The sequence below is a fragment of the Okeania sp. SIO3I5 genome (assembly GCF_010672085.1).
Lineage (GTDB): Bacteria > Cyanobacteriota > Cyanobacteriia > Cyanobacteriales > Microcoleaceae > Trichodesmium.
In genome coordinates this window covers 13,581-35,665 of sequence record NZ_JAAHHT010000080.1, presented here as the reverse complement: position 1 = coordinate 35,665, position 22,085 = coordinate 13,581, and the positions used below count along the sequence as shown (strand labels likewise).

Below are 22,085 nucleotides of genomic sequence, written 5' to 3'. Positions count from 1 at the left end.
CTCGAAGCAATCCCGTCTTGTGACTGAAAATAGTACGTCTAGCGAAAAAAGTAAAGGTATTAGAAGTTTGACTTTTACTCTTTGGCATTCTGATAAAAAGCAAGAAAATCTAAGACAATTAGAGCTAGTCTGGAAAAATCGGAAACAGCAAAAGGAAAGCCAAACTGAAAAACGTAATTATAGTCATCAAAAACAACAAATTGATACCCAAAGTAGAGAATTAAATCCTAGTCTGAAAGAAAATATTAGAAATTATCTTTCTGTATTATTTAGTAGGGATAAATCTGTAGATTTATATCAAGCAGGTGAAGTAGAAGCAAGTGAAGAACGTACTAATCTCAAAGAAGTATTTATCGACCTTTTTCTTAAACCGTGGGATAAAAAATTACCTACTGAAGCTAGGATAAGAGCCACAGTTGAAGATGATTTATTTACGGACAAAAATGATATTCTGGCTATGGAATACTTTACAAAAGAAGAAAAAAAGTACAATAAAGTCGTAATTATTGGTGGTCCGGGTCAAGGTAAATCTACTTTAGGGCAACAACTTGCTCAAGTACATAGAGCTAAATATCTAAATAGAGAATATGAATTTACCGAAAATATAAAAGTTGAACGCATTCCCTTTCGAGTAGTCTTGAAGTATTTTGCTCAATGGTTATCAAATAGAGATAGAAATGAATTTTCTCGTTTAGAAAATTACCTAGCAATAGAAATTGGTAAAATTATATTTAAACCAGAAGGGATATCTGCTGCTAGCATACAAGATATTTTTAAAAAGAAAGAATGCCTCTTAATTTTAGATGGATTAGATGAAATTTCAGATGCTCGTCTACAAGAGCGAATGGTTGATGAAATTAATACTTTTTTAGACTGGGCAGAATACATAAAAGTTGATTTAAAAGTAGTAGTAACTTCTCGTCCTATTCGTCCTATTATGTATCAAAAAGATTCCTATTTTGAAACATTTCGTCATTTGAAAATATTGGAACTGAAAAAAGAACAGGTAACAGAATATGCTCAAAAATGGGTAAGAACTAAAGAAACTGATGATGGAGAACAAACAAGAATACTTGATATTCTCAAAGAATGTGGGGAAGATGAGAGAATTTCTAGGTTGTTAACAACTCCCCTGCAAGTAACTATTATCTTACTGCTTATTAAAAGTGGCGGAAGACCTCCAGGGGAAAGAGAAGCCTTATTTAATGATTACTGGACAATCATACTAAAGCGAGAAAAAAGTAAAGACAAAAACTTAATTAAGACTGGTGACGAAGTTCTTCTTAATGTTCATTCTTACTTGGGCTATTTGTTACACGAGCGTGCTTCTTCTAATACTGCTGATAATTCTAATATTAACGTTCAGTCTCTTTTACCAGAAGATGAATTTAGAAAGGCAATTAAGAAAGTATTACGAGAAAACGATGACTATTCATCCAATGAAGATATTAATGATACAATTGAGCAATTTGTGACTGATGCTAAAGATAGATTAGTTTTGATTGTTGAACCACAACCAGGACTATTTGGCTTTGAACTTAGGTCTTTTCAAGAATTTTTTGCTGCTGTCTATCTTTTTAGAAAAGGTAATAAATTTAAAAAATTGAGGGAAAAAATTGCAGCAGTTGATTCAGAACATTGGCGATATGTTTCTTTATTTTTAGCAGGTAGAATTGTTAGAGATTCAGGAAAAAAAGAATCTCAGAAAATTTTGACCAAAGTTTGTCGTCCGCTAGACAAAGAAAATAAAAATCACAATCAAAATTCTTTCTTAAGACCTGGTGCTTGGTTTGCTTTAAAGGTAGTAGTGGATGGTTCTTTAACTAAATCTAAATATCGTAATATCCAATATGATTTAATTGATTATGGTTTAGAAGTTTTAGATACAGGACTTACAAGTGAGCAAATGTCTCAGCTAATTTCTTATACAAAACAGCTATCTCAAGCAGATAAAAATGATCTTTTACGAAAAGTTTTAGAAGGTAAATTTAACGGTATAAATTTTCCAGAGAGTTGTTGGGAAAATGCCTTGCATATTTATGGCAGATATTTTCCACAAGAAGATTTTCTTAAAGAAAAAATAGATGCACTTTTTGAGAGTGAACAAAAGAATCTAATTTTATCTGCTTTTAATATTGCTGTACCGCATATACCTGACTTTGTATGGATAGCAAAACGTTTAGAAAATTATTGGTCATACTGGATAGAGAATAAAGATATAGTAACTAAATTTTTGTCTAGAGATGATAAAAAGGAACTATTAAGGTTTTGGTCACTTTCTGAAAGTCAATCTGAAAAACTTGCAGGGGTAGTTATTGAAAATTGGCGATTTTATTTACATCACTCAGAAAAAATAAACTGGGAATTTACACAACCTCCAGGATTAGCAGAGCAATTGATTTTATTGTTAGAAGTTTTGCAAATAATAGCTAATTATAGGCAAAGGAAACCTTTTAAAGAAATTGAAATCAATGTTTTGTCTGATACTAATATTAATATATCAATCAAATCCAGGAACACTTCATATACTTTAGATATTCCCAGTGAAAGAATAGATAGTGTTGCTCGGTTAGTACAAAATAATGATTTCATTTTACCAGTCAAACTAGCCCTTTGGACAGTTTTTTGGTTATTTAATCAACCAGATAAACAAAATATAGAGTTATTTGGGAATTTTATTAAAGATAATTCACCCTTACCAGACTATTTTGATAGATTATGCTCTATCTCAGAACTAGATGATTTTTTGCCTCTTTTAACCTTAGCTATTAAGGTAAATACTAATCAACAAGATACATTTGCAAATTTTTTAGATTATTTGGATGGTTCTACTCAAATATCTATTGCTGAAGAAATAGATAAAGTAATTAAAGAATTTTTAGATAAAGATAATGACAAAGAAAAACAACGACTTATTATTGCCTTACTAACATCAATGGGATTAGATGAGTTTTTTCCTCAACTAATTTCTACTGCTAGAAAAATAGGAGTTAAACTATATGAATTAGTAGGAGCATATCTCGCATTTTACTCATTCAACCCAGACTTAGAATATCCTCCAGAGCAACTACAAAAAATGCTAACTATTGTTGAAAAAGCAATACAAAATAGAGAAAAGCCATATAAAAATTTATGGTTAATCTTTACAGGTATTTGGTCATATTCTTCAGAAGTTATAGACTATGCACGTCAAATTCTTGAATTATTTCTTGAGAAGTATTCTGAATCTTACCCTTTTCCTCCTGCTAGCTTAGGTATAACTTTATTCCTAAAGCTGCTTAAACATGATGCTAATATCTTAGATTTAGCACCTAATTTGTTTACTACATTACCACTATATAAGCTAATCGAAGTAGACAGATATAAACGACGAAATAACCCAATCGAAATAGACATAGTAGCCATATATGAATCTTTTATTAAACCTGATGAAAAATATATTTCTAGATTTACACCATTGCTGACTCATAGCAATAAATCAGTTCGTGTTGGCAGCGCATTGATTTTCAAAGCAATAAGGGATTCATCTAATCGTTCAATAGCAACAAAAAGACAATTGTTCCCAGATATTTCTATATATTTCAATTTAGGAATAGAATTTATTCACAAAGAAAAAACGAAAGATCGTCTAATCGGTATAACACTTCTATCTTTGTCAGATTATCCTATCGAAGAGAAGCAATATCAAAGTTTGATTTTGAATAATTTAGAAAATCCAAAAACAGAAGCAGAAGAAGAAGCTTGGAATAAGTTTCTCAAGGAAATTCCAATGGATTCCGAAAAACATTTGATGTGGCGTACATTTCTAGAAGAAATTTTGAGAAAACCTGCTGTTTATAGTAGTTCAGTATTAAGAATAGCAATGGAACGATACCTTGAAATTGTTGGTAAGAACGACTTTTATGACCCAGATCCAATACCATTCTAGAAAATTATTCTTTCAGCGAATAAAAATTTCGTAGTCCTGCATAAAAGTATCGATAAAATACTTCACTGGGAAAATTATTGCTAATTTTTAGATATGAGGAAAAAAAGTTAATGCCAGCGAAAGACTTATACCACGATGCCGTAAAAAATGCCTTAATTAAAGATGGTTGGAATATTACACACGATCCTTTAATTTTATCTATCGGTAAAAAAGATTTATTTGTAGATTTAGGAGCAGAAAAGTTAATTGCAGCAGAGAAAAGTAACCAAAAAATTGCTGTAGAAATAAAATGAATTTAGAATGAGCGAATGAGCGAATGAGCGAATGAGCGAATAGCTTTGTTGTATGAAAACTTATGGATTCCGCACAAGATCCAAGCTTATGTACTTCATACTCCTACAACTATTGTTCAATAAACATCTCCAAAAATCAAAAATGAAATCAATTCAAGAGCTGAAATCAACAATTTCATTCCCTATTCCCTGACTTCTGCAAGAAATCTAATAAATAAATCAAACATCAAATATTAATAAAAAAAGGCTGAAACTTATACCAGTAAAGGCTTTGAGCTATTTAACTATTGGCCAATAAATGAATAAAGCATCAAAAATTGATAAAAAAAGGCTGAAACTTATACCAGTAAAGGCTTTGAGCCATTTAACTATTGGCCAATAAATGAATAAAGCATCAAAGATTGATAAAAAAAGGCTGAAACTTATACCAGCAAAGGCTTTGAGCCATTTAACTATTGGCCAATAGAATAATAGAAAGAGGGTGATATAGCACTACGCAAATAGGTTAGGACGTTTATAAATGCTCAAACGAGCGTCAGGGATTATTTTTGAATGCATGAATTTTGAATGCATGAATTGCGCGTAGCGCTATATAGCAGCCACTAGGTTCACCTTTCATGTCGGATCTAACCAAAAAGCGGAACGGATGTTCTATGGCTATTGCAACAAAGCCATTTTGAACTTTGAATTTTAACTTTCCAACTCCCGCCTTCCCTCCAACGCACGCGCCAATGTCACTTGATCGGCATATTCTAAATCTCCTCCCATAGGCAAACCAAAAGCAATGCGCGTCACCTTTGTAAAAGGTCTCAACAACTGACCAACATATAAAGTAGTAGTCTCTCCCTCCACACTCGGACTAATAGCAATAATCACTTCCTGAATATTTCCCTGACTAACTCGCCGTACCAACGGTTGAATAGTCAACTGTTCCGGTCCGATGCCATCCATCGGCGAAATGACTCCCCCCAGAACATGATATTCACCCTTATATTCCCGTGTTTTCTCCAAAGCAATAAGATCGCGGGAGTCAGAGACAACACAAATAACCTCCTTATCTCGCTGAGGGTTGCGACAAATTTCACAAATAGGTTCAGCAGATAAATGGAAACATTTCTCACATAAACCTACCTTTTTCCTCGCATCAACCAAAGCTTGAGCTAAAGCTTGAACTTCGGCTTCCGGGCGCTTAATAATATGTAGTGCTAAACGTTGTGCTGTTTTAGGGCCAACTCCAGGCAATTGTTGTAATTGTTCAATTAACCGAGCTAAAGGTCGTGTATAAATTTTGGATTTCCTCCGATTTAGTTATTAGTTATTAGTTATTAGTTATCAGTCGCGATCGCTGAAGCATCGGGCTTGATATAGTTTATAAAGATATAGTCAAATATAACATATCCTCCTGCATTGCAGGTGTTACCTTAACTGGTACTAAAAATTAAATGCTCTGAGTGTGGGCATCTTGACCGCTCCGAGGTGTACTTCACCAAGGCAATCCACTGTATGAATTATCAATTAGGACAGATACAGTTGAAATCCTTTTTTTTCCATCATCAAATCTTTCCATCATCAAATCTTTCCATCATCAAATCTTTCCATCATCAAATCTTTCCATCATCAAATCTTTCCATCATCAAATCTTTCCATCATCAAATCTTTCCATCAAATCTTTCCATCATCAAATCTTTCCATCAAATCTTTCCATCAAATCTTTCCATCATCAAATCTTTCCATCTAGCACTCTTGAGTCGAAAATCACCAACATTTTCATTTTCTAGAGCTACCCGAAAAAATCGGCGCGTCAAAGAATTTTCGGTTGCATCCTCACAATTTTTGTGATATTCTAAATGTTAGTTGGGGTAACTCGCCCATATGCATGATTTTTTATTCAACCAAGTTTCCTGACTGAAAGACTTTTCAATCTTCAGGAATTTTTCTCAGGAGCAATAGCAGAAATATTTTCATCTTTGAGAGTTTCCCATTAATGGTTGTTTTTTCCTCATCAAATCTTTCCATCTAGCACTCTTGAGTCGAAAATCACCAACATTTTCATTTTCTAGAGCTACCCGAAAAAATCGGCGCGTCAAAGAATTTTCGGTTGCATCCTCACAATTTTTGTGATATTCTAAATGTTAGATGGGGTAATTCGCCCATATGCATGATTTTTTATTCAACCAAGTTTCCTGACTGAAAAAACTTTTCAATCTTCAGGAATTTTTCTCAGGAGCAATAGCAGAAATATTTTCATCTTTGAGAGTTTCCCATTAATGGTTGTTTTTTCCTGATCAAATCTTTCCATCTACCACTCTTGTCTTGAGTGCAAAATTACCAACATTTTCATTTTCTAGAGCTACCCGAAAAAATCGGCGCGTCAAAGAATTTTCGGTTGCATCCTCACAATTTTTGTGATATTCTAAATGTTAGATGGGGTAATTCGCCCATATGCATGATTTTTTATTCAACTTAAATTACTTAGGGCTTGCTGATTAAATATAAAAGGATTGACAGGTAAAGGTTATAGGATTTTTGAGTCCTTAAAAAGTACCAGCTTTTATAGCTCTTGCCGCCAAAAAGTAGTATTTTGGGATGATTATGACAGAAAAATTGTCCCTCAATTTTTCTGACTATCTCCTCTAAAATTCCCATTTCTCCTGACTACTGACTACTGACTACCGACTACTAGAAACAGCAATAATACTTTTTCAGCAAACCCTACTTACTAAGGTATAGTCAAAAAATATTCAGGAATTTTTCCTAGGAGTAATGGGAAAAATATTTTCATAAAGTTGAAAAATACTCCCCTACTTCCCTACTCCCCTAATCCCAATCTATAAGCTTTAACCTTACTATCAATTCCTGTAATATCCGTACCTACAACAACAGCATAAGCTCCCAAATTAATAGCTTTTTTTGCCATTGCTGGAGAAGCAATACCACCTTCACAAATTGCCGGAACTCCTAAACTTTCTACCATCTGCTTTAATAGTTCAAAACCAGGAGGAGATTCTGTTTTAGTTTCCTGAGTATAACCATACAAAGTAGTACCAATAAAATCCGCACCTGCTGCTGCTGCTACCCTTGCTACTTCCATAGTATCCACATCTGCCATTACTGGTTTTCCCAATTCATTGTGGATGAAATCAATTAATGTTTCTACAGTCACTCCCTCCGGACGTTTTCTGAGAGTAGCATCAATAGCAATAATATCCGCACCAACTTGAGCGATCGCTTCAGCATCTGAAAAACGGGGGGTAATATAAATTTCAAACCCTGGTATTTGTTGCTTCCACAAACCAATAATAGGTTGAGTAATTCTCTGTCGCACCGCCCGAATATGGGATGGGGTATCTATTCTGACTCCCACCGCACCTTGATTTATAGATGCTTGTGCCATTGCTGCAATTACTTCTGGATGATGTAAAGGGGAATTTGTCGGAGCTTGACAAGAAACTATTAAACCTTTTGGTAATAGTAAATTAGGATCTTTGTTAGTCATAATTCAAAACTGATAACTGATAACTGATAACTGATAACTGAAAAGAGGAGCTTGACAAGAAACTATTAAACTTTTTGGTAATGGTAAATTAGGATCTTTGTTAGTCATAATTCAAAACTGATAACTGATAATTGAATATTAGCCTTTTAGTAATAGTAAATTGGGATGTTTTTTAGTCATAATTGAAAATACCAGTGATAACATTCTCTTCCCTCCTGACTCCTGACTCCTTACTTATTACTCTTTCTTCCCTTTAGTCATAATTCAAAAATTATTTTGTAGTAATTAAAATTCATAATTTATCTCAAATCCGCTTAATTCGATATAAAAAAAATTTTCATTTTCAGCAAAGAGTAATTTTTCTAAATTCTCTTCCTTCCTGACTCCTTACTTCTGACTCCTTACTTCTTACTTATTACTTCTTACTTATTACTCCTTACTTATTACTCCTTACTTATTACTCCTTACTTATTACTTATTACTCGTTCTTCCCTTTAGTCATAATTCAAAAATTATTTTGTAGTAATTAAAATTCATAATTTATCTCAAATCCGCTTAATTCGGCATAAAAAAATTTTTCATTTTCAGCAAATAGTAAATTTTTCTAAATTCTCTTCCTTCCTGACTGCTTACTTATTACTCCTTACTTATTACTCTTTACTTATTACTCCTTACTTATTACTCCTTACTCCTTACTCCTTACTTTCCTCCTGACTCCTGACTCCTGACTCCTAATTAGTTAGTAAATCTATCATTCTACTCAATAAATATTCAAGATTAATTGGTTTAGGCAAACATTCATCCACACCAGCAGCATAACAATTTTCCCGATCTATTTCTGTATTAAAAGTAGTTAATGCCAAAATTTTAATATTTTTACTGCTAGTTGTTGTGCGTAACTGCTCAATAATTTCTATACCATTAATTCCTGGCAAGTGCATATCTAAAATTACAGCAACAGGTTGCAACAAAATAACTTGCTCAACAGCAGTAGAACCTTCTATTATCCACACAACTTTTAATCCTGCTGCTGTCAAAATCTCACAAATTACTGTAGCGATATCTTCTTCTTGTTCAATCAATACTACAGTACCTTGCAAGGATAAAATATTTGATAAACTTTCTCCTTTTTGTCTGAGTTTTTCATTTGCTGATTTGAGTGGTTGTGCTGGTAATTTAACTGTAAAAATAGAGCCGACATTAACAGTAGATTCTACCTGAATAATTCCATTATGAAGTTCAACTAATTGTTTAGTTAAAGCCAAACCTAAACCAGTACCTCCTTGTTGACGACTATAAGGAGAATCTAGTTGTTTAAATTTCTTAAATAACAATGGTTTTTGCTCTTGAGAAATTCCTATACCAGTATCTTCCACTTGAAAAATTGCTGTATTTTGATCTCTCATAACTTTAAGTGTGACAGTTCCCCCACTAGGAGTAAATTTAATCCCATTACTCAGAAGATTAAAAAGAATTTGTTTAACTCTCCTTTTGTCAGCCGTAAATCTATCTAACTCTGGATTTATATGATGTTCAAAAAATAGTTGAACTTCATTTTGTTCGGCTTTTTCTCTAAAATTTTGCCAAATTTCATAACTGACTTTCGATAAAGAAAATTCACTAATTTTCAAGACTGTTTTGCCTGCTTCTACTTGAGATAAATCGAGAATATCATTGATTAATTCCAGCAGATGTTCGCCACTATCGTGAATTGTTTGTAGATAAATTCTTTGCTTTTGTATTGGCATTTTTTTAGCTCCTCTGTTGCCATAAGACCACTGCAAAAGAGTTGAAGAAATACCAATAACACAGGTAAGAGGAGTGCGTAATTCATGGCTCATTGTTGCTAAAAATTCACTCTTAGCACGGTTAGCTGATTCTGCACTTTGAACTGCATCATAAAGGTCTTGAGTTCGCTCAACTACTCGTTTTTCTAAAGTTTCTTTTTGCTTTTGTAATTCTGCATATAATTGAGCTTGATAAATTGCTATAGCTAGATGTTCTGCAATTTCTTTGAGAAATCTTTTTTCATTGTCTTGCCACTCTCGCTCAGAACATTGATGGGCAATTAATAATCCCCACAATTTTTGATCAACTATAATTGGTACTATTAATTTAGCTTTGATTTGATATTGTCGCATCAAATCTAGTAGACAAGGAAATCTAGCATAAGATATTTCTACATCAGCTATGGTGTTAATAGAGATTTTGCTATATTTAACTATAGATTCATTAGAGGGTAAAAAACAATTTTCTCCTTCACTTAAACCTAATACAGAAGAAATTTGCTCAGATGCCAAAGCTTCATATTTCACAACTCCTTTTTGTTGATTGACTGCTGTAATATTATTTGTTAATAACAAAGGATTATCAAATTCATAAATCAATAATCTATCAACTTTTATAAAATTTCTGACCTGCTTTACAGCAGTTGATAAAATTTCTGGCAGTTCTAAACTTTGACGAATTTGAGCTGTGACTTGATTCAGGAGTTTTTCTTGTTCTAATTGTTGGTGTAGAGCTGTCTCAATAGGTTTACATACTAATGAATATTGTTGATGACTCAGAACAGAATCTGATGCTAATAATTTATTATTTTGTGGCAAATTAGTTTGTGTTATTAATTCACTATCAGTAGTAGATATACCATGAAAATTAATTTTTGAATCATTTATTGAAAGTAATTTTGATGGCTCAGGATGATTTTTTTTAATCTTTGGTTTTTGATGACTTGTCGGCTCTAAAATCGAATCTATATTGTCATTATCAGTTAATAATTTGAGTAATTTTAAAGTAAATTCACTCTGGATATTAGCATTATTTACTTTTAGATGATTTATTCTAGATTTAAGTTGAGATATAATTTCTAATTGAGTTTTGTCTGCCTCTAATGTATTAATAATTTGGCGTACAAAAAGTTGAATTGCCTCTGGAGCAAAACTTAAACCTACATTAAATTTTAAATTTCCCAAATTTGTCTTTGAAAAGGGAAACCTAAAAGAGTTAAATTGGAAATTATAATTTTTTTCTTGGTGTTCTTTACTTTGGCTCTGATTGTCTGCTGACTCCTTAACTACTTTGCCCCACAAAAGTCCATTAAACTCCTTTGAAATAACTGCTGTGAACTTTACCCCTGAAAATATAAGGGATTGAGTAGTGGCAAATATATCTTCCGTAATGACTATGCTATCTAAACCTTGAACTGTTTGTTGCAAGAGCTGACTTAATAGCTCAAATATATTTAAAGACAAAATTAAATTTGGTTTTGCAGGTGGGAAACTGGGCATTTCCCCAGTTATTTTGTATGAAATGGCCATAATACTATTCTAAAGCCGTACAAAGAGCATTGTTTGTGCAATCATCAAATACTGATTAGATTTTAGATTGTTTAATCTAACTGTAAATTATTCCAAATTAACATATCCTCATAAAATATTTTTCATATAGGTTATTCCTGATTAGTTTCAATGAGCAATTCAACTCAGCTTCCATTCAATTCTAGGATTGGAAATTTGCCTTCTCACAATTTCCAAGTTAATTCTGCTACCTTAGTACAGAGAGTAGCAGAAAAATTTAAACTACAACCAGAATTACCGGGAGTTATTATTACTCAAAGTACACAAATGTTGGGTATGATTTCTCAAATTAGATTCTTGGAATATATGAAATTACCTGAAAATAAAAAAGTCTATAATAGACGTCCTATTTGTGAATTGTTAGATTTGATCAGCACTCCTCCTCTAATTCTTTCTGAAAATTTTCAAATTAATTCAGCAGTTATTACTGCACTAAATAGACCAAAACAATATGTTTATGAACCTTTAATTATAGTTTTATCTAATGCCAGTTTGAGATTAATAGATTTACATGATTTATTATTGGCACAATCAGAAATTTTACGAAACCAAAATAAAAAATTTCAAGAACAAATGGAAAAATCTCGCTCGGAAATCCCAGAATTATATGTTGAAGAAGAAGATGATGAACCTACTGGTTTTCTCTTAGACTCAAAACCCCTAATCAAAAAAATTGAAAATAAACTCAAAGATCAAAAAAATATATAAAAGGGAGTAGGGAGTAGGGAATGGGGAATAGGGGAAGACAAAATTATTTTTCACAAAGAAATTCACCATAACTTTAGGAATATTAATACTTATATTTTGGCACGTATAGACTAATTTCTATCTTCAGAAAATGTTGCTCAAATTCGTCTATTAATACTTAGAGTACGTTGCAGTCTCTCAAACTAGCAGTTCTAAAAATGGCTGACTTAGAGTCTCTAAATTCAAGCTTTTTTCCAGACATTATTTTTGTTAATAAACTTCAGAATTACCTTTGCTTAAGCAATAGTTATAACTTGAAAATATGCGACTCCTGTATCTAATATAAAATCCGGTTGAATACTTATTATATAGTTGGGGATGGGGAGTAGGAGAGATTGAATATTGAAGTAATTATAGCGTTTCTCAAGAAGCGTGAGGTACAGTTGTTTTTTTGATTTTATATTCCCTGCTTCCCGAATTATTACTCCCTACTCCCTACTCCCTAAAAATATAGATACAAACTTTGAAACTCTTACCGAATAATTGATAATTAAATAATTACAGCAATGCATGAGGATGGTGAGGTACACTTAATCTATTTGCAGTTCAGCCTTCTTATCTTTAACAACCTGGAAGGTTGAACTGCCAAAATTACCAAATAAAATTTTGTACCTCACGCGCCTCCGAAATTGCTGTAAATAATTCAGGTTGAAAACCTGCCCAATAAAAGGGAAAAAAATAAATTTTTTCCTTTTAGTCAATTTAGTCAGTCCTCTCCCTTTTTGGGAGAGGTAATTATCAATTATCAATTAATGAACTCTATTCCCTAATCTTGTAAATATTTTCTGAACAACTGTGTCGAGGATTGCTATATTTACATTAGTCTATAAATGTAGTAAAGTAAAACTAGGTTCTAACTAAATATGAATAGCTGTTAGGTTATAAGAATATGTGAAATATCACTACTATAACTTACAATTTAAGTACAACTAAGTACAACTAAGTACAACAAGTCAACTATTCCTGAAACTAAAAATTAGTTGCCTAATAGCTTGAATCATAAATTTAGGTCTAAATCAGTTAAACTTAGGAGCAATAAATGAAGTTACCAACTTTTCTAATAATAGGAGTACAAAAAGCAGGAACTACATCTATATATGGATATTTAACAGAACATCCCCAAGTTTATATGAGTCCGCGCAAGGAAACAAATTTTTTTTGTGTGGATAGAGAAAAAAAGCCAGAAGAAAACAGAGAAAGAAAACCATGGATGGGAAATAAAACGAGAATTGATACCTGGGAAAAATACTGCGAACTTTTTATAGATGTGAAGGATGAAATAGCTGTCGGGGAAGCATCTCCCAACTATCTTGTTAGATATCAAATTTCATCGGAAATGATTAAAAATTATCTTCCTGATGTGAAAATGATTGCTATATTAAGAAATCCAGTAGACAGAGCTTATTCTGATTATTTAATGCACCTTCGTGATGGGATAAATGCGGGAAAACTTCGTTCTTTAAGTGAACAAGTTAAATTTCATTCCGAGACTTCTTCAACCATCAAGAAAGGATTATATTACACACCAATAAAACATTATTTTGATACTTTTGGTCAGGAAAAATTAAAAATTTTCCTCTATGATGATTTAACCAAAGATTCTGTAAAAATGATGCAAGAAATTTATAGATTTATCGGAGTAGATGATACATTTAATCCTGATACATCTAAGCGTAAACAATCTGCTGCTGTTCCAAAGAATCAAACATTGAATAATTTATTACAAACAAGGAATCCAATCAGAACTGCTATTTCATCAACTCTCAAGTTAGCAATGTCTTTGGAAATGAGACAAAAATTACGCTCTGGTTTAGTTAACTTAAATTCAGGAGGAAAAGAACTTCAACCTCTTTCTTCAGAAGAACGTCAACTATTAACTGACTTCTACCGTGAAGATATTCTCAAGTTACAAGATTTGATTCAAAGAGACCTTTCTTCTTGGTTAATTATAGAATAATCTCTCACTCTTAGCAGGAAAGCGATCGCTAAATTTCGACTTCTGAGATTACGAGTACCTTGCTTGCGAATACGGGAGCAAGATGCTCGCACTCTTACACTTTCCCACTTCCTTTTTGACAATTAATTGAACTATTGAACAATAGACCTCTCCGGAAAAGAGGGAGTAGGGAGTAGGGAGTAGGGAGTAGGGAGTAGGGGGAAAGAATTGATGATTTATACACGATAATTGATTTAATTTTTGATTATCGGAGATGTCTAATAGTCTGGAGAGGAAATTGGCAAGGTGGCGCTCGCCTCATTTTTCAGTTTTGATAATTAATTTAACTATTGAACAATAGTCTGGAGAGAAAGTTGGCAAGATAGCGCTCGCCTCATTTTTCAGTTTTGATAATTAATTTAACTATTGAACAATAGTCTGGAGAGAAAGTTGGCAAGGTAGCGCTCGCCTCATTTTTCAGTTTTGATAATTAATTTAACTATTGAACAATAGTCTGGAGAGAAAGTTGGCAAGATAGCGCTCGCCTCATTTTTCAGTTTTGATAATTAATTTAACTATTGAACAATAGTCTGGAGAGAAAGTTGGCAAGATAGCGCTCGCCTCATTTTTCAGTTTTGATAATTAATTTAACTATTGAACAATAGTCTGGAGAGAAAGTTGGCAAGATAGCGCTCGCCTCATTTTTCAGTTTTGATAATTAATTGAACTATTGAACAATAATGTTGAGAGAAATTTGGCAAGGTAGCGTTCGCCTCATTTTTCAGTTTTGATAATTAATTTAACTATTGAACAATAGTCTGGAGAGAAAGTTGGCAAGATAGCGTTCGCCTCATTTTTCAGTTTCGACAATTAATTGAACAATAGTCTGGAGAGAAAGTTGGCAAGATAGCGTTCGCCTCATTTTTCAGTTTCGACAATTAATTGAACAATAGTGTTGAGAGAAAGTTGGCAAGATAACGTTCGCCTCATTTTTCAGTTTCGACAATTAATTGAACAATAGTGTTGAGAGAAATTTGGCAAGATAGCGGTCGCCTCATTTTTCAGTTTCGACAATTAATTGAACAATAGTCTGGAGAGAAATTTGGCAAGATAGCGACCGCCTCATTTTTCAGTTTTGATCATTAATTTAACTATTGAACAATAGTCTGGAAAGAAAGTTGGCGAAGGTAGCGCTCGCCTCATTTTTCAGTTTTGATCATTAATTTAACTATTGAACAATAGTCTGGAGAGAAATTTGGCAAGATAGCGGTCGCCTCATTTTTCAGTTTTGATCATTAATTTAACTATTGAACAATAGTCTGGAGAGAAATTTGGCAAGATAGCGACCGCCTCATTTTTCAGTTTCGACAATTAATTGAACAATAGTCTGGAGAGAAATTTGGCAAGATAGCGACCGCCTCATTTTTCAGTTTTGATCATTAATTTAACTATTGAACAATAGTCTGGAGAGAAAGTTGGCGAAGGTAGCGATCGCCCCACTATTCAATTTTGATTGATCATTAATTTAACTATTGAACAATAGTCTGGAGAGAAAGTTGGCGAAGGTAGCGATCGCTAAAATTTGACTTCTGAGATTGCCAGTATGGGAGCATATTGCTCCCACTACCAAACTCCCTACTCCCTCACTCTTGGATAATATTGAGCTAAAAATTTCTCAGCGTCATAGCGATCGCTCACTTTCCCATCCAAAGTTGCAGATAAAATATCGTCTAACATCAACTTAAACTGACGCCCCGGTTTATAACCCATCGCTTTCAAATCTTTGCCATTCAAAATAGGTTTAACATTCACCCAATCAGTCAAATATTGCCAAACCCGACGTCGCATCCAACGCTCACATTGCACAATAATCAAAATCAACATCGGTAGATCGTACTCCCTCAACAACCACACCACCTGACTCGGAGTCTCACATTTTGGCAAATTCTCCATAACCTTAACCTTTGCCAACTCCAACTCCTCCAACCTCTTAATACTATCCACAGGCAACTGTAAATTTTTCCCTACCAAACCGCGATACTCAGATTCCAAACCAACAATCAAAACCTCCAACCGCATTTGCCAATGAGATAACTTTTTCTCCGAATCCAAACGTCGTAAACACCTATCCATCAAACACACCTGTTGCCATAACTTCCTATCTAATTCCAAAGTGCGATGAATACAACGCAACGCTCCCAGATTTCCCAATAACTTTAACGCAGGTTTCCAGTAGGGAGCTTGCAAAATATATTTCAGCTCACTTTTGAGACGAGTTTCTAAAGCAGGTGCCCTTCTATTTTTTTCTAATTTCCCGGCAACTTCGCGATCGTATACTCCACTATTAATGGCATAACGAATATATTCCTCTGTTTTCTCTTCAATCTCAAACCCCAATCTCACCGCAAACCGAACCCCCCGATAAATGCGAGTCGGATCTTCAATAAAACTGTTAGCGTGTAACACCCGAATTTTTTTGTCTTGCAAATCTGACAACCCACCAAAATGATCGAGCAATTCTCCAGCGCGAGGTTTAGTCAGTCGTGCTGCCAAAGCATTAATAGTAAAATCTCGACGATACAAATCTTGGCGAATCGAACTTACTTCCACTTCTGGGTTAGCTGCGGGATAGGGATAAAATTCTGTACGAGCAGTAGCAATATCTATCCAAAGGGAGTCTAACACTGGATCGTTGTGCCAGAGGAGAGCAGCAGTTTGAAATTGCCCATGAACTTCCAAACGTGCTGTCGGATAAATTTTTTGCAGTGCTTCTGCTAACTCTACTGCTGGTGCTTTTTCTTCTGAGTCTGAGTGATAACCATCTACAACTAAATCTATATCTGTTAATAATAGAGTCTCATCGAATTTTGATAACAGTAAATCTCTGACTCCTCCTCCAATCAGATATAGTTGCCAACCTCGTTTTTCTGCCAACTCAGCAACACAGTTGAGGAGTTGCCATAGTTGAGGTGCGAGACGCTGTTGTAAAAGTTCGGTAATCGATCTACAAGTTTCACCGGGAATACAACCTAATTGTTGATCTTGAGGGCGTTGTTGTTGATGCAATTCTCGTAAAACGTCGGTGCGGGTGACTATTCCAACTAAGGAATTATTTTCCAATACAGGCAACCGTCCAATATCGTAAGTTACCATCAATTCTTGGATTTCTGGGAGAGTTGTTTCTGGGGAAATAGTTTTGAGTTGGGGTGTCATGTAACCTTTGACTGGAGAATGACTAAAACCATGATGGAGGGCGATATCGATATCTCGCCGAGAAATAATTCCCACTAATTTTTCAGATGAGTCTACTACTGATAAACCTGAATGATTATAACGTAATAGTATTCGGTGAGTTTCTTCTATGGATGTCTCTGGAGGAATAGTACGAACTGGAGATGACATCAAATCTCTAGCAGTAGGTGGCTGAGGAATTTGATTTTTGAGTTTGTCTACCAGTTTTGCTAATGTTGCTTCGGGATTTGTGTCTCGGCGACTAACTGCTGCTGCTCGGTGATGCCCCCCACCTCCTAATGGTTGGAATAATTGGTTGAGGTTTGTCTCTGGGATTCGCGATCGCCCGATAATATTTAAGCTTTTTTCTGTTGTATTTTTGAGGGAGTGGGTGTGAGCAAGTAGGAGAGCGTCTATTTCTGTGAGTTCGATTAAACTGGAAGCTAAACTGGATAAACTGGGAACGTATTCATCTGTTTCTAAGAGTATCGAACCTATTTGATAATTTCTCACAGTGGAACGTTGCAAATTTTCGAGAGCTGTTTTTAATAATTCTTGCAGTTGCGGTGACAAACTAGGTTGGATATATTCGCCGATGACAGGTAAACTTGCTCCTTGCTGCATTAACCATGCTAAAGCTGTTGCGTCTCGTGGCGTTGTATGATCAAAAGTCAGGGAACCAGTATCAGCGTGGATACCTAATGCCATTATTGTTGCTGCTGCTGGAGTTAAGATTGGGGTAGATTGATTTTGGAGAGTCTGGAGTTTTTCTGTGATTAGGGTTGTGGTTGCTCCTACTGCTTCTATGTGAGTTTCGGTAGCTGGAATATCCGTTTGAATTTCACAGTGATGATCGTAGATGATAATTTCTGACAGGTGGGGTAAATCTAACCATTCCGCAGTTTTTCCAAGTCGGGAGCGGGTTTGAACATCTACGATAAATATAGAACGGATTTGTTTTAGATTGACAGAGCGACGTTCGATAATGGCAAACTCGTTTCGATGGAGGGCGAGAAATTGTTTGACAGTGGGGTGACAACCGCCAGTTAGTACGAGGCGACTACCTGGATGGAGGTGGGTTAGTCCGACAGCGGCGCCGAGAGCGTCGAAGTCTGCGGTTGTGTGGCATAAGATGATGTTCATTTTGGGGAAATAGCGTAGGTTGGGTTGCTCACACGGATTATGCCACGGATATACGGATTAAGAGGTATAACGTAGCTTGCTTCCTGCAAGGGTGACACAACTTCAATAAAGCTTGTGTTTGGTTTCCCTCCGGGAAGCTCCGCTAACACTTCATTCTACCCAACCTACATTAATTTATTGCTAAAATGTACATTATTTTTTATAATTGGAGATGTCTAGTATGTATCACGATGAAATTGTCGAAGAAATTCACAGAATTCGTCAAGAATATTCTCGTTCATTCAACCATGATTTGGAAGCCATATTTGCTGATTTACAAAAGAAGCAAGCGGAAAGTGGCATTAAAGTTGTGGATTTGTCTCGAAAGCCAGATTTAACAAAACGTTGGAGGAGAAAAAAACTTATGATCGCTCAAGCCCAAGATTATCAAAAAATGACCCCTGAAGAATACCTAGAATGGGAAGCTCAACAGGAATTTCGTTATGAATATGTAGACGGTGAAATTTTGGCTATGACTGGGGGAACTATTCCTCATACTAAAATTTACCTCAATTTCTACACAGCTTTAAGACCTCATTTGAGTCAAAGAGGTTGTGAAGCTTATGTTTCGGATGTGAAGGTTCGGGATAGTAAAAATAATCGTTATTTTTATCCCGATCTAGTGGTTACTTGTAATGCTGAGGATTTAAAATCTCGTGATTTTATCCAACATCCTAAAGTCATTGTTGAGGTGCTTTCCCCTAGTACACGAAAATACGATCGCGACGATAAGTTGAAATATTATCAGCAATTTTCCAGTTTGCAAGAATATGTTTTAGTAGATTCTGAATCAATTTCTGTAGAAATTTATCAACGTGGGGAGGGAAAAATTTGGCATTATTGTAGATATACGGAAGGTGAGTCTATTACGTTAGAGAGTATTGAATTTACTTGTGCTATTGAAGTTTTGTACGAAGGAGTTAATTTGGAAATTCCAGAAAAGAAAGATTAGGGAGCAATAAGTGTATTGGGTTGCTCACACCGATTCTGCCACGGATATACGGATTAAGAAGAGCTAGCGTAGGTTGGGTTGCTCACACCGATTCTGCCACGGATATACGGATTAAGAAGAGCTAGCGTAGGTTGGGTTGCTCACACCGATTCTGCCACGGATATACGGATTAAGAAGAGCTAGCGTAGGTTGGGTTGCTCACACCGATTCTGCCACGGATATACGGATTAAGAAGAGCTAGGGTAGCTTGGGTTTCGTACCTCAACCCAACTCAACCCAACCACAATAAAGTGTGTGTTGGGTTTCCCTCCGGGAAGTTCCGCTTTTCATGTCGCGCAGCGAAACACTTCGTTCTACCCAACCTACATTTATTTATTGCCAAAATAGTATTTTATTTTGTATTATTGGAAATGTCATTAAACAAGAAAAAACTTATGATTGCTGAAGGTCAAAATTATCAAAAAATGACCCCAGAAGAATACCTAGAATGGGAAGCTCAACAGGAATTTCGTTATGAATATGTAGACGGTGAAATTTTAACTAAGACTGGAGTTCGTTATGAATATATTGATAAAGAGATTTTGGCTATGACTGGGGGAAGTATTCCTAATAATAATATTGCTCTTAATTTCTACCGTTCTCTGTATTCCCATCTCAGTCAAAAAGGATGTCAAGTAAATGTTTCGGATGTGAAAGTTCGGGATAGTAAAAATAATCGTTATTTTTATCCCGATCTAGTGGTTACTTGTAATGCTGAGGATTTAAAATCCCGTGACTTTATCGAACATCCTAAAGTTATTGTTGAGGTGCTTTCCCCTAGTACAGAAAAATACGATCGCGGCGATAAGTTTAAATACTATCTTCAAATTCCTAGTTTGCAAGAATATGTTTTGGTAGATTCAGAATCAATTTCTGTAGAAATTTATCAACGTGGGGAGGGGAAAATTTGGCGTTATTGTGCGTATACAGAGGGTGAGTCTATTACGTTAGAGAGTATTGAATTTACTTGTGCTATTGAAGTTTTGTACGAAGGAGTTAATTTTGAAACTCCAGAAAAGAGGGAGTAGGGAGTAAGTGTAGCTTGGGTTGAGGAACGAAACCCAACTTTACCACAATAAAGCGCTGCCAAATCTTCCTCTGGGTAACGGCGGATAACAGGAGCGATCGCTATTATTTATAAATTAGATTATCAGTTAATTAATCGTACAATTCAGGGCAAAACTTTTTACCCCAGATAGGTAAATCTGCCTTTGGATATTCCAATTGACGGTTAAGTAAGTCAATTATACTAGACATTTTATTTAACAGATCGAACACGACAATATTGCATAGTTTTGAGTTTTTATCTCTAAAGGAATTCGCATTAGCACTAAGCCTTAAATAAAAATTCGGATCGCGATCAACATCACTGCCTAATCCAATAATTACAACTTTTAACTCGTCTTGACTGTTAAGTTTGTAACAAGTTTCTTCAACACAGCGGACAAAAGTATCCCGATCGTCAAGTGCCCCATCTGTATAAATAATTATAAATCCTCCTTCATTTGGCATTCGCGTATTAAACCACTGTCCAACAATTTTTTCAAAAGTAGGTACTAAAAAAGTGTTACTATCAGGTTGGTTTTCTTCAAATAGAGCAGGTACTTGAGAGTCATCTAGAATAGGATAAATTACCGTTGAAGGACGATTTGGACTGAAAAATGTTACAGTAATTTCATCGCAAATTTTTTCACCATTAATACCTTCCTTATTTAGAATCCTATAAACATGACCTTCTACAACCTCTGCCATGGCTTTCCAACGGCGTTCTGTGTCGAACAAAACGTCTCTTCGTGCCATTGAACCGCTTTGATCGATTAACATATAAACTTTGCGGTTATAAATTTTTTTGTTAGGCGTAATACTTCTCCTTTCTGTAACTATTTGCCTTGTTTTTTCTGTGGGAGTAGAAACTTCTAAACTCAAATCAAGTTTCTCTTTTGGAATCGTTTCTACAGAATTATTATTTTCATCCTCTGACAGAAACTCTCCCAAAAGCTTTTCAATAACAGGATGAATCAAAACAAACTTCTCATTACCTAATTCCACTTCCTCCCGATCTCCCAACTCTTTTTTAAATTCCTCAATTTCCTCCCTTAATCTCTCCCTTTCATCAACCAATAACTTTGCCAAAACATGAGAATTAAGCACCAAAATTTGATACTCCCTCCATAAATTTGTCTGCTCCAAAGGTTCAGCCAAAATCTCCACTAAATAAGGAACTTTTTCTTCACCACCTAACCCCAAATCCTGATTATCTTTTGGCAAACTTTCAGATAAAAGCCTCCCCATTTCCCGAATCGTACTATCAGGAGCTAAATAAGCTTGAGCAATCCACTTTTGAGTCATTCTTAAGTCACCAGATAGTTTTTTATCCGTTTTTTTATCCAAATAAAACCACAAAAATTCAGCCAATTCAAAAGGTCTTTCCCAATCAAAATTATTCTCTAATTCCACCAACAAAACTTCTCTCACACAAGGCTCAACCTCATAAATTCTTTCTTGTAAAGGGCGACATAAAGAAGACAATAAAAAATTACTTTCTGCTATCCAATCAATATTTTCCTCATCCAAAAAATTAATCCGAATCAAATTAACTAATTCAGGAGTTAAAATCAAAAACAATCCACAATGACAAGCAAGCTTTAAATGTTTATCTCCAAAACAACGCTCAAATCTTACCACCTCTCGAACCGCATTCTCTGGGGATAACCATCTCCTTCTAACAACTGCCTCAATACTTTTAACCATACAAATTAACCCCTACTGGAAAAGGATATAGTAGTCTTCTATCCCCCCCTACCCCCCTTTGAAAGGGAGGAGCTTTCAAAGTCCCCCTTACAAAGGGGGATTTAGGGGGATTATCATAGTTTTAACCATACAAATTCACCCCTACTGCAAAAAGATATAGCAGTTTTAGATCCC

11 protein-coding genes and 1 pseudogene are annotated in these 22,085 nt (G+C 34.8%); 6 read left to right on the top strand and 6 right to left on the bottom strand.

What is annotated here, in order from left to right:
* The first annotated feature begins 19 nt into the window (after window positions 1–19).
* Both F6K40_RS18860 and F6K40_RS18855 read left to right on the top strand, forming a co-directional pair.
* Entirely contained in the window at window positions 20–3,928 is a 3,909-nt protein-coding gene (locus F6K40_RS18860; protein ID WP_293138539.1) for an NACHT domain-containing protein, read from the top strand.
* Between the two features lie 110 nt (window positions 3,929–4,038).
* Window positions 4,039–4,218: pseudogene (locus F6K40_RS18855) on the top strand (element excision factor XisH family protein); the annotation flags it as partial.
* 693 nt (window positions 4,219–4,911) lie between these two features.
* Here the strand turns inward: F6K40_RS18855 and recR are convergent.
* The 4 genes from recR to F6K40_RS18835 form a co-directional block, all read right to left on the bottom strand.
* On the bottom strand, window positions 4,912–5,508 hold the full coding sequence (gene recR / locus F6K40_RS18850) for a recombination mediator RecR (RefSeq protein WP_293138547.1): 597 nt from the start codon (window positions 5,506–5,508) through the stop codon (window positions 4,912–4,914).
* Between the two features lie 674 nt (window positions 5,509–6,182).
* Entirely contained in the window at window positions 6,183–6,308 is a 126-nt protein-coding gene (locus F6K40_RS18845; protein WP_293138537.1) for a hypothetical protein, read from the bottom strand.
* Window positions 6,309–7,030: 722 nt separating this feature from the next.
* Window positions 7,031–7,717 (bottom strand): N-acetylmannosamine-6-phosphate 2-epimerase, encoded by a 687-nt coding sequence (locus F6K40_RS18840; RefSeq protein ID WP_293138535.1) that lies wholly within the window; start codon window positions 7,715–7,717, stop codon window positions 7,031–7,033.
* A gap of 731 nt (window positions 7,718–8,448) precedes the next feature.
* On the bottom strand, window positions 8,449–11,034 hold the full coding sequence (locus tag F6K40_RS18835) for a hybrid sensor histidine kinase/response regulator (RefSeq protein ID WP_293138533.1): 2,586 nt from the start codon (window positions 11,032–11,034) through the stop codon (window positions 8,449–8,451).
* Between the two features lie 195 nt (window positions 11,035–11,229).
* Here F6K40_RS18835 and F6K40_RS18830 point away from each other — a divergent pair, with 195 nt between their 5' ends.
* Window positions 11,230–11,781, top strand: a complete 552-nt coding sequence (locus F6K40_RS18830; protein WP_293138531.1) for a CBS domain-containing protein — start codon at window positions 11,230–11,232, stop codon at window positions 11,779–11,781.
* Window positions 11,782–12,859: 1,078 nt separating this feature from the next.
* Complete coding sequence (locus F6K40_RS18825; protein WP_293138529.1) at window positions 12,860–13,777, top strand: sulfotransferase family protein; 918 nt, start codon at window positions 12,860–12,862, stop codon at window positions 13,775–13,777.
* Between the two features lie 1,614 nt (window positions 13,778–15,391).
* On the opposite strand, the gene F6K40_RS18820 is transcribed toward F6K40_RS18825, so the two are convergent.
* A complete protein-coding gene (locus tag F6K40_RS18820; protein WP_293138527.1) occupies window positions 15,392–18,130 on the bottom strand; it encodes a CBS domain-containing protein in 2,739 nt (912 codons plus the stop codon).
* A 220-nt stretch (window positions 18,131–18,350) separates the two neighbouring features.
* Between F6K40_RS18820 and F6K40_RS18815 the strand changes: the two genes are divergently transcribed.
* Window positions 18,351–19,121, top strand: coding sequence for a Uma2 family endonuclease (locus F6K40_RS18815; RefSeq protein WP_365671975.1), 771 nt, complete (start codon window positions 18,351–18,353; stop codon window positions 19,119–19,121).
* Between the two features lie 410 nt (window positions 19,122–19,531).
* Window positions 19,532–20,188 (top strand): Uma2 family endonuclease, encoded by a 657-nt coding sequence (locus F6K40_RS18810; protein ID WP_365671972.1) that lies wholly within the window; start codon window positions 19,532–19,534, stop codon window positions 20,186–20,188.
* A gap of 130 nt (window positions 20,189–20,318) precedes the next feature.
* Here F6K40_RS18810 and F6K40_RS18805 read toward each other — a convergent pair whose 3' ends face one another.
* A complete protein-coding gene (locus F6K40_RS18805) occupies window positions 20,319–21,911 on the bottom strand; it encodes a vWA domain-containing protein (RefSeq protein WP_293138525.1) in 1,593 nt (530 codons plus the stop codon).
* Window positions 21,912–22,085: the final 174 nt, after the last annotated feature.

Coding starts and splice junctions, on each gene's coding strand:
- F6K40_RS18840 (WP_293138535.1), bottom strand. CDS start 7,717: ATGACTAACAAAGATCCTAATTTACTATTACCAAAAGGTTTAATAGTT.
- F6K40_RS18835 (WP_293138533.1), bottom strand. CDS start 11,034: ATGGCCATTTCATACAAAATAACTGGGGAAATGCCCAGTTTCCCACCT.
- F6K40_RS18825 (WP_293138529.1), top strand. CDS start 12,860: ATGAAGTTACCAACTTTTCTAATAATAGGAGTACAAAAAGCAGGAACT.
- F6K40_RS18820 (WP_293138527.1), bottom strand. CDS start 18,130: ATGAACATCATCTTATGCCACACAACCGCAGACTTCGACGCTCTCGGC.
- F6K40_RS18815 (WP_365671975.1), top strand. CDS start 18,351: ATGTATCACGATGAAATTGTCGAAGAAATTCACAGAATTCGTCAAGAA.
- F6K40_RS18810 (WP_365671972.1), top strand. CDS start 19,532: ATGTCATTAAACAAGAAAAAACTTATGATTGCTGAAGGTCAAAATTAT.
- F6K40_RS18805 (WP_293138525.1), bottom strand. CDS start 21,911: ATGGTTAAAAGTATTGAGGCAGTTGTTAGAAGGAGATGGTTATCCCCA.